The 12915-nt window shown below is 42.9% G+C and carries 13 protein-coding genes; 2 read left to right on the top strand and 11 right to left on the bottom strand.

All coding sequences use genetic code 11. The features are described from left to right. The 4 genes from NZ875_00590 to NZ875_00575 are packed head-to-tail and all read right to left on the bottom strand — an operon-like array spanning position 1 to position 4096. Positions 1-651 carry a deoxynucleoside kinase gene (locus tag NZ875_00590; protein MCS7174238.1) on the bottom strand — a complete coding sequence of 217 codons (651 nt, stop codon included), beginning with the start codon at positions 649-651 and terminating at the stop codon, positions 1-3. Then, entirely contained in the window at positions 648-1412 is a 765-nt protein-coding gene (locus tag NZ875_00585; GenBank protein ID MCS7174237.1) for an inositol monophosphatase, read from the bottom strand. The genes NZ875_00590 and NZ875_00585 overlap by 4 nt, the downstream gene beginning before the upstream one ends. Beyond that, positions 1396-3372, bottom strand: coding sequence for an excinuclease ABC subunit UvrB (gene uvrB, locus NZ875_00580; protein ID MCS7174236.1), 1977 nt, complete (start codon positions 3370-3372; stop codon positions 1396-1398). Before uvrB ends, NZ875_00585 begins: the two co-directional genes overlap by 17 nt. Positions 3373-3424: 52 nt before the next feature. Continuing rightward, positions 3425-4096, bottom strand: coding sequence for a lipid-binding SYLF domain-containing protein (locus tag NZ875_00575; GenBank protein MCS7174235.1), 672 nt, complete (start codon positions 4094-4096; stop codon positions 3425-3427). Between the two features lie 89 nt (positions 4097-4185). Between NZ875_00575 and NZ875_00570 the strand changes: the two genes are divergently transcribed. Continuing rightward, the gene (locus NZ875_00570) at positions 4186-4368 is read left to right on the top strand and encodes a ferredoxin (protein MCS7174234.1); all 183 of its coding nucleotides are present in this window, start codon (positions 4186-4188) and stop codon (positions 4366-4368) included. Positions 4369-4514: 146 nt separating this feature from the next. After that, positions 4515-5840 (top strand): chromosomal replication initiator protein DnaA, encoded by a 1326-nt coding sequence (gene dnaA, locus NZ875_00565; protein ID MCS7174233.1) that lies wholly within the window; start codon positions 4515-4517, stop codon positions 5838-5840. Here dnaA and NZ875_00560 read toward each other — a convergent pair. The 7 genes from NZ875_00560 to NZ875_00530 are packed head-to-tail and all read right to left on the bottom strand — an operon-like array spanning position 5809 to position 12713. Next, positions 5809-6819, bottom strand: a complete 1011-nt coding sequence (locus NZ875_00560; GenBank protein ID MCS7174232.1) for an NAD(P)-dependent glycerol-3-phosphate dehydrogenase — start codon at positions 6817-6819, stop codon at positions 5809-5811. The genes dnaA and NZ875_00560 overlap by 32 nt on opposite strands. Then, complete coding sequence (trmB, locus tag NZ875_00555) at positions 6816-7745, bottom strand: tRNA (guanosine(46)-N7)-methyltransferase TrmB (GenBank protein MCS7174231.1); 930 nt, start codon at positions 7743-7745, stop codon at positions 6816-6818. The genes NZ875_00560 and trmB overlap by 4 nt, the downstream gene beginning before the upstream one ends. Then, positions 7742-8881 carry a tetratricopeptide repeat protein gene (locus NZ875_00550; protein ID MCS7174230.1) on the bottom strand — a complete coding sequence of 380 codons (1140 nt, stop codon included), beginning with the start codon at positions 8879-8881 and terminating at the stop codon, positions 7742-7744. Before NZ875_00550 ends, trmB begins: the two co-directional genes overlap by 4 nt. Beyond that, a complete protein-coding gene (locus NZ875_00545) occupies positions 8878-10407 on the bottom strand; it encodes an NAD(P)H-hydrate dehydratase (protein ID MCS7174229.1) in 1530 nt (509 codons plus the stop codon). The genes NZ875_00550 and NZ875_00545 overlap by 4 nt, the downstream gene beginning before the upstream one ends. Beyond that, complete coding sequence (locus tag NZ875_00540; GenBank protein MCS7174228.1) at positions 10388-10888, bottom strand: lytic transglycosylase domain-containing protein; 501 nt, start codon at positions 10886-10888, stop codon at positions 10388-10390. Before NZ875_00540 ends, NZ875_00545 begins: the two co-directional genes overlap by 20 nt. A gap of 23 nt (positions 10889-10911) precedes the next feature. Continuing rightward, on the bottom strand, positions 10912-11625 hold the full coding sequence (locus tag NZ875_00535; GenBank protein ID MCS7174227.1) for a prepilin peptidase: 714 nt from the start codon (positions 11623-11625) through the stop codon (positions 10912-10914). Next, positions 11610-12713 (bottom strand): tetratricopeptide repeat protein, encoded by a 1104-nt coding sequence (locus NZ875_00530; GenBank protein MCS7174226.1) that lies wholly within the window; start codon positions 12711-12713, stop codon positions 11610-11612. Before NZ875_00530 ends, NZ875_00535 begins: the two co-directional genes overlap by 16 nt. Positions 12714-12915: the final 202 nt, after the last annotated feature.

Below are 12915 nucleotides of genomic sequence, written 5' to 3'. Positions count from 1 at the left end.
TCAGCTCCTCCTCACCAATTTGTCACCATCATAAATCCAAACACCTCTACGTTGAACTTTCAAGACGGAAGAAACGACGTTTTCAATCCCTCGAAAATTTTCATCCAGCCGATCCGATTCTACTATCAGTAGAGGAGACAAGCTATAACTTGAAAAGAAATTTTCATATTCCTCATTCAGGGCATACCAGTAATTCTCATCGATGGTGAGTTCCCATTCACGTCCCCTTTTCTTGATCCTTTCTATCGCTGTCTGTGTTGAACAGCGCAGATAAATCATTAATTTTGGAGGTGAAGAGTATCTCAAGAATTCGTTATGAATTTCTTTGTATATTTCGTACTCCAGTCGACTCATCTCACCCCTTTTCAGAAGGACCATCGGAAAGATGTGGTCGCAGTATATACACCTATCCATCACCACATTACCCAATTTTTTCGCCAGCTCCATTTGCTGAAATCTTTTTGTCAAGAAATACATCTGCAGATGAAAACCCCACTTTGCTGGATCAACGTAGAAAAGGCTTAGTAACTCAACAAGCTTCTCATCGGTCAACTCGAAAAGCGGCTTCAACTTGAGCCTTGCGGAAATAAGATTGATCAAAGTTGTCTTACCTGCCCCAACTGTTCCCTCGACCACGATCTTAGGTTTCACAGTGAAACCAGAGCAGATTTCAGCTGCCCAAAGATCGACGGCACCGCTGCTACTATCTCGCCGCTTTCCAGGTTGAATTCACCCCGTAGTCCTTCCACAATTATCCCCGCTTCTCTCGCAATCAAAACACCTGCAGCTACATCCCAAGGTTTTAAGCCAACTTCCCAATAACCATCGAACCTTCCTTGTGCCAAATAGCAAAGCTCGAGGGCTGAAGACCCTATCACTCTAACCTCTTGACAAAGGCCCGCAAGTTTCTCAACACTTCTTATTGCCCAGTTGAACTTCGTTTCATCGTAAGGCCAACCTGTGACCAGAAGTGATCTATCGATACTGGGCTTTCTGCGATTCACAATACGCTTATAGTTCATAAAGGCTCCTTCACCAAGCTTTGCGTAGAACATCTCATCTGACCAAGGGATATACACTGCTGCTTCTACGATCTTTCCAAAATTGAGCATCGCTATGCTCACGGCAAAATACGGTAGAGAGTGTGAATAGTTCAAAGTCCCATCTATAGGATCAATCACAAAGACCGTTTCCCCTTCGGGTATACTCATCCCCTCAAAACCTTCTTCCAACATAAAAATTGCCTCCGGATAGTACTTTTTCAAAGCCTCAACGATGATCTTCTGGCATTCTACATCTGCTTGAGTCACTACGTCTGCCCTCATGCTCTTCGTGCTCACCGAAAGTTCCTTTTTAAGAAAATCCATAGCCATCTCTCCGGCCATCTTTGCGGCTTCACAAATGGGTTTCATTCTTTCTCAACTCCTCCCTTAACCTGAATATTTCATCCCTGAGCACAGCTGCATCCTCATATCTCAGTTCACTTGCAGCTTTGTACATTTCTTCCTCTAAAATTGCAATACGCTCTTCCAAGCCGAGATCTTTTGTGAGATCTGAATAATCCAGTTTTGGTTTCTTATCCATGAACTGCTCGAATACTTCCATTTGCAGAGGTTTTATGATGGGTTTTGGTACTATGCCATGCTTTTTGTTGTATTCAATTTGGATCTGTCTTCTTCTATTCGTCTCTTGTATGGCTCTCTGCATGGCGGGCGTCACGCGATCTGCGTACATGAGAACTTTTCCATTGAGGTTCCTAGCCACTCTACCCATGATCTGTATCAAAGTCGTTTCAGATCTCAGAAAACCTTCCTTATCGCAATCCATTATGGCGACTAAAGAAACCTCTGGAAGGTCTAGCCCTTCTCTGAGCAGATTTATGCCAACAACGACGTCTACATCTCCTCTTCTAAGCTTTTTTAAAACCTCGATTCGTTCAATGGCGTCGAGCTCTGAATGTATATAAAGCGATCTGATGCCCAGCTCTGTTAGATACTCACTCAAACGCTCCGCAGTTTTCTTTGTGAGCACGGTCACAAGAGCTCTTTCACCTCTCTCTACAACTTTCTTAATCTCGAAAACGAGATCGTCTACCTGTCCTCTGGTGGGACGCACCTCAACCTCTGGATCAACCAATCCTGTTGGTCTGATCAATTGTTCAACTATTCGCTCACTCACTTGTAATTCAAAAGGCCCAGGTGTGGCTGAAACGAAAATGATTTGTGGAACCTTCTTCAGGAACTCTTCAAAAGTCAAAGGCCTATTATCATAAGCAGAAGGTAATCGGAAACCGTAATCGACCAAATTCTTCTTTCTTGAGAATTCCCCACGCCACATGGCTCTCAGTTGTGGTACTGCGATGTGAGATTCGTCTATAAAAACGATGAAATCTTCATCGAAATAGTCCAAGAGCGTGTAAGGTGGCTCACCCGGTTTACGTCCATCAAAATGTCTAGAATAATTCTCTATACCTGGGCAATGACCGATCGACATCAACAGCTCCAAATCATGCATCGTCCTTTGTTGAAGTCTTTGCATTTCTAAAAGTTTTCCTTCTTTCTCCAATTCTTGAAGCCTTGATTGTAACTCCTCTTTTATAGATTCCACAGCTCGTTCCAGTTTCTCTTCGGTGGTGATGAACTCTACGGCTGGATAAATAGTTATTTTCTGATACTCCTCGCTGATGGTTCTGTTCAACTTGTCAAAAGATTCTATTCTGTCCACTATCGAACCGAAAAACTCGACTCTGATACCTTCTTCTTGATACGTAGGAAATATTTCGAGTACATCGCCTACCAATCTGAAGCATCCTTTCAAGGTGATTTCGTTGCTCCTGGTATAACCTATTCTCGCTAAGTTTCGGGCCAATTCATGTGGTTCAATCTTTTGACCGACATGCAGTTGAATATTCATGTTGTCGAAATCTGCCGGATCTCCCGAAGCGTAAATACAAGATACGCTCGCAACGACTATTACGTCTCTTCGCGTCCTGAGTGATTTGAAGGTTGACATCCTCATGCGCACTAGAATGTCATTTATATCAGCATTTTTCTCTATGTAAAGGTCCTTAGAAGGCACGTACGCCTCTGGTTGATAATAATCGTAATAACTGATGAAATACTCAACCTTGTTTTCTGGAAAGAATGACTTGAACTCGCTATAAAGCTGCGCTGCTAAGGTTTTGTTTGGTGACACAATCAAAGCTGGCCTATTCAAGCGAGCAATGACGTTGGCCATAGTGAAAGTCTTACCACTACCGGTCACACCTATTAGGGTTTGAAACCTATAACCTCTCAGAACACCGTCAACGAGATTTTCAATCGCCTGAGGTTGATCTCCTGTGGGCTCAAAATCACTGATGAGTTGGAACAAAACGTTGATACCCCCATCTTCAAATCAACTTGAGTATGAGGTCGTGATATCTTCAATCTCCAGGTTGCAAGTAAATTAAACTGTTAAGAAATTTTATCAACTCAACCGCTTCTCTGGTGCTGGGTTCACGTTTCATCATTTCTTCGGTTGTCAACAAAGTACCATAGTACTCCTTATTGGCGTCGTTATCCAGTTGAACCATGGAACCCTGCAAGGACAAGCCAGCGAAGAAACCTTTACTCACAGAGTAAGAATATATCGACGCTTGAAGTTTGTAGTCAGTCTCGGCGGAGAGAGATCTACCCAATGGTCCGGCAGCTATACTGACGTTCCCGCCCAGCGTCACGCTGGCTGAGAGCAAACTTTTCACAGCTTGTTCGTTCATCAAAACGAGAACCAATCCGACATTTTGAATGCCTAGCTGTGCTCCCAAACTCAAACCTGTGAGTTTCAGAAACACAGGCCCATACCATTTACCTCTTGCCACGTCGCGCTTGAGGAGAAAGCCTTCACCGTATTGACCTCCTATGACCAAGCCAATCCTGATCAGCGAAGGAAAAATCGCTAGACCCTCCGACTGTCTCAACAACTCAACAAAAGCACCACTGTCAGGAACATTCGAAAGCTCTTTCATGATCGAAAGGGCTGAATTGAGCCTCTCATTTGCGGAAACTGCGAAAACGAATAAAGGAACGCATATCAAGAAAATCACCACCCTTTTCACCTTAAACACCTCCTCTTAGAAGTTTACTACCACAATGTAGTTTCTACTATAATAAGACTTAGGTTTAAAAACAGCAGGAGGTGTTTCCAATGAGAGTCAGGGTTGACGAAGCTGCTTGCATCGGATGCGGTGTCTGTGAAAGCCTTTGTCCAGAAGTTTTCAAGCTGGCGGACGATGGCAAGGCAAAGGTTCTCCAACCGGAAACCGAAGAAAACTGCGCACGCGATGCCGCTGACAGCTGTCCAACAGGAGCGATCCACATCGAAGAATGAAAAGAGGCGGAACCCCGCCTCTTTTCCCTCATTTTAACCCCCTGGATGGAAGTTTTTTAGAACATAAACAATTCTGTTCCTTGATCCCACACTTATTTAGAGACATAATAGTAATTGCTCACCTCGAAAGAGATAGGGGTCTCATCATGAAGGAGAAAATCATTGAAACTTTGAAGGCGAAGTTGAACCGCCGGGTTTGGGATAGTTGGTTCAGTACTTTCGAAGTTAAGGAAATAGGGGAGAACTGTGTCGTCTTTCAAGTTGGGAATCTCTTCATAAAAGACTGGTTGGAGATGAAGTACGGTAATCTCATAGCCCGGACACTCAAAGAGGTCTTCAATCGTTCCATTGATTTTAAGATAGAATACGCACCTCTCCAAGATCAACCGATGGAAGACGAAAGTGAGCCGTTGGTCAGAAAAAGACCACTCGTTCTTACACCCCTAAATCCCATATTCACATTTGAAAACTTCGTCACTGGCCCAAGTAACATGTTTGCTTACAGTGCTTGCCTTGAAGCAGCTAAGAATCCCGGCAAGTATAATCCACTCTTCATCTACGGGGACGTTGGTTTGGGGAAAACACACTTACTCCAAGCTATAGGACATTATCTCTTCAAACATAAACCTGAACTACGGGTGGTTTATCTGACCAGTGAACGTTTTCTCAACGAGCTGATAGAAGCTATTCAACGAGGTACCACTCAGGAATTCAGAGAACGCTATAGATCCAAGATTGATGTGATGTTACTGGATGATGTACAGTTTCTCATAGGGAAAAACGGAATTCAGACGGAACTCTTTCATACCTTCAATGAACTTTACAATGCAGGTAAACAGATCGTCATATGTTCAGATAGAGATCCACAGATGCTTGATGGATTCCAAGACAGGCTCATAAGTCGCTTTCAAATGGGAGTCGTGGTCAAAATAGAAAAACCAGACATAGAGACATGCTTCAAAATAGCTCAAAAAATGGTTATGTTTGAAAATGGAGATCTCCCTGAAGAAGTTTTGTTACTGATAGCAGAACATTTCAATGATAATTTGAGACGGCTCAGGGGTGCTATCGTTAAACTGTTGATGCACAAGCAAATCTACAATGAAGAGATAGATCTTTCCAGAGCAAAACAGATCCTATCCATAGAACCGGTCAAACCAAAGTGTAAATCCGTTGAAACGAGGTTATTCGATATCCTCTGCGAACTTTTTAATGTGACACCAGAAGAACTCAAGGGTAGTTGTAAGAAAGATAGCGCGATCGTCGCGCGACAACTGGGTATGTACGTAGCAAAGAACTATATGAATCTTTCGCTCAGAAAGATCGCCGAGATGTTCAACAGATCTCATCCAACAGTCTCGAACACGATTCAAAAATTTGAAATCAGTCTTAGGACTAATAAATCCCTTGAATCGATGTTGAACAAAGTCAAGGAACTTTTCAGAGAAAAGACGGCAGGTCAGTTACTATGAAATTGCTCTCCATCTTCAAAGGTCTTCTCATTAGTTGTTCTATGCTCAATTTGGGGTCTTTCCCATTGAAGAGTATTTCATAAACCTCTCGAGAAATTGGCATTTCAACGTTCAAATCCTTCGCCAATTTTAGAAGTGGTTTAACGGTGTGAACACCTTCAGCGACCATTTTCATAGAAGAAAGTACGTCAACCAACCTTAGACCTCTAGCAACCTTCTCTCCAACTTGTCTGTTTCTACTGTATGGGCTGTGACAAGTAACCACGAGATCCCCTATTCCAGCCAGCCCCATGAATGTCAATGGACTTTCCGCACCAAAAGCAAGACCAAAACGTACCATCTCGTGCAAACCACGTGTGATCAGCGCAGATTTCGCGTTGTACCAGCCACCAAGACCATCTATTATACCGGCTGCTATGGCGATGACGTTTTTGACAGCTCCACAGATTTCCACTCCAATGACATCCTCACTCAGATATACCCTGAAGTATGAGTTGCTCACTGCAAGTTGAATAGTTTTGGCGAACTCGACATCTTTCGATGCAATCACGACAGCGGTGGGAAATTTATTGGCAACTTCGATTGCATGGCACGGACCTGAGAGTACAGCGTATGATGACCTTGGCCAGATATCTTTTATGATTTGACTAACGGTTTTTAAATCCTCATCGATCCCTTTAGACAGATTCAAAACGACTTTTGGGGGAGGTTGGACATGCTTCACAACTTCCCTGATGTGCTTAACAGGGATCGAAAGTACAAAAATATCAGAGAACAGTTGTAGTTCGTTCAGATCTGTCGTGGCTCTGATAGCTCTAGGTAACTCAATGCTTTCAAGATATTCGTTCTTGTGCTCTTTATTGATTTTTTCTGCAACTTCGGCTCGTCTGGCCCAGATGAGCACTTCGTGGCCATTTTCCGCGAGCAACTTCGCAAACGCTGTTCCCCAACTACCGGCGCCCAGGATCGAGAATCTCAAGAACTTATCACCTCGGCGATCTTCTTTACAGAGAATTTGACCACAAAAGTTCTATAGGCAAAAGCATCAGGGTCCAGCTTGATCAACCATCCTTCACCCTTTCGTTCAACGCTGATAAAATATCTTTGCTGAAAATTGGACTCGTTGGACACGATCCTGAGTAAGTATTCATTCACCGATTCATAAACATCCTTCACCACGAACACTCCACGATCGTGTTGAAAGATTTGTCCTTTCAATTGAAGCAGTTTTTCAGTGTCTATGTTTTTCACATGTACGTGAGGCATTTCTATCTCTCCCCAGGTCCATCTCTCAACTGTCGCATGTTTCACTTTGATGGCTTTGACGGTGTAACTCGCTTTTCCTTGCGATATCCACTTCCTCTCGTAGCGTGTTCCAAATACCACATTTTCATTCTTCAAAACTGTGATTTCATCAAAATATCCGCTTTTTTTAATCAAACAGGTCATATCGTTCACGTACCAATCCACATCGCTCGTCAATTGAAAGAAACCATCCTTTTTGAGAACTGCCGCTACCGTTTGAACGAACTCACTCTTTGTGAATCTTCTATCTGAATGTGACTTTTTTGGCCAAGGGCAAGGAAAATTGATGTAAATTGATTCAACTGACTCGTCCTGAAAAAACTCTCTTAAACCAAAAAAACCGTCAACCATGAAGACACGAATATTCGTTAGACCTTCTGAATGGATCTTTTTCTGAACCTTGACGATACTGGTGAGTGAGGTTTCGAAACCAACATAATTCCTCGAGCAATTTTTCTTAGCAAGTTCCACGAGGAATTCCCCATTACCAAAACCAAGTTCAACCACCAACTCTGCTTCTCTCCCGAAAATCTCTTTCCACTCAATCGGGAGAGACAATCTTCTAGCATCGACACAGTAAGAAAAGACAGACAAATTCATTGTCCTATCCGACTCAAAAATGACTTTGCATAACCAGCGTACTGACTTGTCGGATAAGCTTTCAAGAAACTATCGAAAGCCCTCTTGGCTTCTTCATTGTTACCAGCGTAGTAATAACTCAAAGCCATGTAATAATGTGCGTCATCCTTGAAGTAAAGATCATTTTTCAGATGACTCAACAAACTTTTGAGCAATTCTGCGGCATCCAGGTAATAACCTTTTTTGTAAAGACTGTAGCCAAATAACCAAATAGAACGCGCAGTATCAGTATCGAATTCCGATTGCAACGTGTAAGTTTTTCTGACAGAAGATGTAGTAATAAGCAATTGTTTGATTTGATCGACTGCATCAAGAACAACTTGCCTGCTGGATTCAATTTCAGAAAGAACACCGTTTATTTGACTCTTCAGTACTGATAAGTCCTGGGCGAGTTTAACATCAGTTTGAGTCATCTCTTGAAGCTTCGATTCGACGGATCCGATCTGCATCGATAATCGTTTCGACATCTCGTTCAGATTTTTCGTCTGCTCGGAGATCGGTGCCAGTTTTTCCTCAAAAATCTTTGAAAGCTCAGCTTTTCTGGGACCGGAGAAAAGCACACCTAAGATGCTGAAAATGAGTGTGGCTGAAATCAAAACCAACATGATCATGTCGAACGAAAGTTTTCGAACCCCTTCTGACTTCTTCAGCAAGGTAGGATGGGAAGCATCGAGTTTTTTCAAAAGATCTTCGAAGATCTTTTCTCTGGCCTTATCCCCCTTTCTTCGAGCCAATTCTAATTTCAATGCGATCACTTCTACCAACTCTGGATAAGTCTTAGAAACAGATTCCAATATAGCCATCGCACCTTCAAGGTTTGCCCTGTCCATTTCTTCAAAAGAGTCTTTGATGTCCTCTTTGTAGTTTTCCTTCACTCGTTCCTGGGCTGTCTTGTAAAGAGTCTTGTATTCCTCCTTTTTTTCTTCACTCAAACGCTCGTACAACTTCAGTACAGCCATCCAGTTACCAGACGCAGCCTCGAGTTCGAGCATCAAATGAGGATAGTCATCTTGAAAAATACTCAAAATACCACGTGCTTTGGACAACTGATTCTCTCTTATGAGTTCTCTAATCAGTCTTTCAACCGCATCACTCATTTGGCCACCTCCTCAATGGCATACGGTATGAGATCCACCAGCTCGCTGACCAGCATGGTCCCCTCTTTCGAGTGGTACTTCTCACTCGCAATTCCGTGAACGTAGATACCCAACAAACAGGCATCTAAAGGTTTCACGCCTTGTGCGAGAAAGCCTCCGATTATACCAGATAGAACATCACCACTACCGGCCTTTGCGAGCGAAGTATTTCCGGTTAAATTGTAATACGTAGTCTTTCCGTCGCTCACAATCGTGGTTGCGCCTTTCAGCACCACAATAACACCGTGTTGCAGAGCAAACTGTTCGACCAAATGATAGTTGTATCTGACTTGATCGATGGGATGTTTAGTTAAACGCGAAAACTCCCCAGGATGCGGTGTCATGATCACAGGTGCGTGTAACGATCTTAAAATGCTCAAATCTTTTGAAATACAATTGAGACCGTCTGCGTCAATCAAAATAGGTTTTTCAACAAATTTGAGAAAATTCGAAACAAATTCGCACACTTCTGCTTCGCATGTTAATCCAGGGCCAATAACGATTGCGTCCGCTTCTTTTGCTAACTCTATCGCCGATTCAACATCCTTCAAAGATAGTCTTTCACCCTTGATAGCAGAAAAGACCAAACCAGGTTCTTTCCATATCGCCAAACGTCCAACTTCCTCATAGCTGAACAACTTCACATAACCACAACCACTTCTCAACGCCCCGACACATGTCAAGACTGGTGCTCCCAAATACTGACGAGAACCGGCTATTACGAGTAAAGTGCCAAAAGTTTTCTTGTGTGAATCTCTTTTTCTCTCCGGCAGTATTTCTCTCACCAAACTTTTTGTTACAATGCTTCTTTTCAAGTTCATCGAAGCAGCCAGAGATCTTGGTATACCTATATCTGCCACTTTCAACTTTCCTGTCAGCTCTCTGCCAGGAAAAAGTACGTGGCACGGTTTTGGAAAAGCGAAAGTAATCGTGAGAGAAGCTTTCACAGCTATACCTAGTACTTTACCACTGTCGCATTCTAAGCCTGAAGGAAGATCAACTGAAACAACATAGTTACCGTAAAGGTTCACTAATTTGATGATATCCATCAACGGTTCTTTGACTTCTCCACGTGCCCCAGTACCCAGTAGAGCATCTATGATGACGTCGCTCGACTTTATCAATTCGATTAGATCGTCAAAGTTTACATCTATGCCAAATTTTCTGATATCAGCCCCGAGCAACTTGAGTCTTTCAAAATTTTCACGCGTCAAACTCGTCATCTTCTCTTCTTCACCAACGACGACACAACACACCATGTCCGTATGATCTAGCAAATTCCTCGCCGTCACTAGGCCATCTCCACCGTTGTTTCCAGTACCACACAAAACAAGGAAAGACTTGTTCGAAAGATCACCGAGTTCCTGTTCGAGCGCTAACACGACAGCTAACCCCGCTCTCTCCATAAGAAAAGAAGCAGGTATTTTCAACGATTCTTCTGCCAAACGCTCTAGTGTCCTCATCTCTTCATAGGTGACTACTTTCATTTTTCCACCTCATCCAAAAGTAGAGTGCCCTGTATATTTTATAGTATCTGATCACCTTCCTCAGATAATTCTCCGCTTCCTGCTCGAACTCACTCACACGCGATGGCCCGACATAGTAAGCCATGAGTGCTTTTTCCACATCGCCCTCATACAAATTCTTCAAGTACCTCAGATAGAATAAGCCAAACACTATGTTGTCTTCAGCACGTCGAACGTCCCCACTCAGCTTAAATTTACTCTTCAACCATTCTGCGGTTTGAGGCATTATTTGCATAAGTCCAACTGCACCCGCGGGGGATACCACATCCTCTCGAAAACCACTCTCAACTTTTATCAACGCCATCACAAGTAAAGGGTCCAATTCTTTGCACTCTCTTGAGACGATGTCGTAATACCTGATAGGAAAAAACCTGTAAATTACAAAAGCCGTGATACAAACTGCGAAGAGAAGAAACATCGAGAAATACTTAGAACCGTTCATCGATGACCCCTTTCAGAAACGGCTCAAAAAAGTGAGTTGATCAACAGGACAATGTAACCGGCCGGTGCCAAGAATGTACCAAACGGGATTTTCTGCTTTAGTTCAAGTTTCCCTTTTCCCTTCACAACTGCATATATTATCGCTGAAACGGACGAGGCAAACAGCACGTAAAAAGATTCCATGAAACCTGCAGCGAGCCCAATGGCTCCTATCAACACGATGTCTCCCTCTCCCATACCACCTTTATAAGCCATACCCAAGAACCACAAGAGGCACATCGCGGCTACTGCGCCCAATATGTTCAAGATGACGAAACCTTTCGTCCACCAGATCAGGACAGCTGCAACCCAGCTTAAAACAAGCGTTACATCTGGTATAGCTAAGAATTCCAAGTCAATACAGCTGATAACTATCGCACAAGAAACGAACAAACACATCGAAAAGGAAAGCAATCTATTAGATATGAAAGAATTTGCCAAATATGCGAGGGCGTTCATGATCTCAACAAGGGGATATCTCAAACTTATACGCTCACCACAATTTCTGCATTTTCCCTTCAGGATGAAATAACTCAATATAGGCACATTGTCATACCAAGCGATCGTAACCCCACACTTGGGACAGATGGATCTTGGAGGTTTAACGAGAGTCAAATGTTCTCTTGGTAATCTGTATATCGCCACATTCAAAAAGCTACCAACGATGGCTCCAAGTAAGAAGTTCAAGAAATACCACAAGCACGCATTTCCTCCTCAGTGAGGAGTTCGGAGAAAAATTCTTTATTTCCATACAGATACCAAGGACTTTGGTCTTTAACTTCGGCAAATGCCTGCTTGGCTCGCTCTTGGTTTCCTTGCTTCAACTCGCAGAGTGCGAGGAGCAGCTTAGCGTAAGGCTTGACCTTCTCAGAATTTGGAAGCAAGCTCAGAAACTCCTGAACAAGTTTGTAATTTCCACGTTTCAATTGCATTCTCGCCCATGGTTCTATATCTTCCATGCGCGTCGGCCTTGAAGCGAGGATTTTTTCCTCCATTCGTTGTGCTTCTTCGATTTTTCCAGCATCTTTGTAAGCTTGTGAGAGTTGATACATGGTCACGATGCTCTCCGGATCACGTTTTAAAAGTCGTTCTAATACATCGTACACTTTATCATAAGCTTTCAGCTTTCTGTAAACATCGGCCAACATGAAATAAGTGAGTTTATTGTCTGGAGCATATTCGATTTCTCTTTCCCAATAGGAAACTGCTCTCAAATAATCACCACTATTGTAATAAGCCTCGCCCAGAGAGGAATAAGCGGGCACCAACCATGGATCAATCTCAATCGCCTTATCCAAGTATCTGATCCCCTGCTCGATCTCTCCCTTTTCGATGAGAAGAGAACCATAGAGCTCATAAGCAGGGGCATAATTCTTGTCTACCTCGAGCATGTATCTGATCACCTTGAAAGCTTCCTCATGAAGATCCTTATCTGCATAATCCAAAGCCAGATCGTATAATCCTGCCAGTGAAGCATGAACGAAATCTTTTGGGAAGATCTTTTTTTCTTCAAGCCAATCTTTTAACTCATCAAAACATACAGGTTCATAAACAGTTTCATTCAACAGGACCACACTTTCTTCAATGCAAAGACACTTTTCGATTTCCTCAATAACATCTTTCTTGTCTTTCAGATCTTGCCTCATTGTGTGCCAATCTCCGTCGTAAAACAAATCTCTAACGATCACAACGAACGGTGTGTCTGTGGTGATTTGGACACTCTTTTCCCCAATGATCAAGTCAATGACTCGTTCCACAGGACCACTCCCTTGAAATCTTCGTTTCACTTCTGCTTTACATTATAACCCATATCTTCAAAAACTTGCACAACGTCCTCCCAAACTCTAAACGATACTGAACAGAGCCAAGTTTGAGGAAAAACGCCATTTCTCTCAATTCAATTGCAAGCCAAGATTGTCAAATCCTCGACAGCACGCAAAAACATTGAATTTACAAAACGAACTGATGGAAAAAACTCATTACAACTCA

Origin of the sequence: Pseudothermotoga sp. (assembly GCA_025060105.1) — a bacterium.
GTDB lineage: Bacteria > Thermotogota > Thermotogae > Thermotogales > DSM-5069 > Pseudothermotoga_A.
This window is presented reverse-complemented; position numbering and strand designations above follow the sequence as displayed.

What these genes read in the sequence shown, in the direction of transcription:
- trmB (MCS7174231.1), bottom strand. Translation starts at nt 7,745, where the DNA reads ATGAATTTGTCTGTCTTTTCTTACTGTGTCGATGCTAGAAGATTGTCT.
- NZ875_00570 (MCS7174234.1), top strand. Translation starts at nt 4,186, where the DNA reads ATGAGAGTCAGGGTTGACGAAGCTGCTTGCATCGGATGCGGTGTCTGT.
- NZ875_00585 (MCS7174237.1), bottom strand. Translation starts at nt 1,412, where the DNA reads ATGAAACCCATTTGTGAAGCCGCAAAGATGGCCGGAGAGATGGCTATG.
- dnaA (MCS7174233.1), top strand. Translation starts at nt 4,515, where the DNA reads ATGAAGGAGAAAATCATTGAAACTTTGAAGGCGAAGTTGAACCGCCGG.
- NZ875_00550 (MCS7174230.1), bottom strand. Translation starts at nt 8,881, where the DNA reads ATGAGTGATGCGGTTGAAAGACTGATTAGAGAACTCATAAGAGAGAAT.
- NZ875_00540 (MCS7174228.1), bottom strand. Translation starts at nt 10,888, where the DNA reads ATGAACGGTTCTAAGTATTTCTCGATGTTTCTTCTCTTCGCAGTTTGT.
- NZ875_00545 (MCS7174229.1), bottom strand. Translation starts at nt 10,407, where the DNA reads ATGAAAGTAGTCACCTATGAAGAGATGAGGACACTAGAGCGTTTGGCA.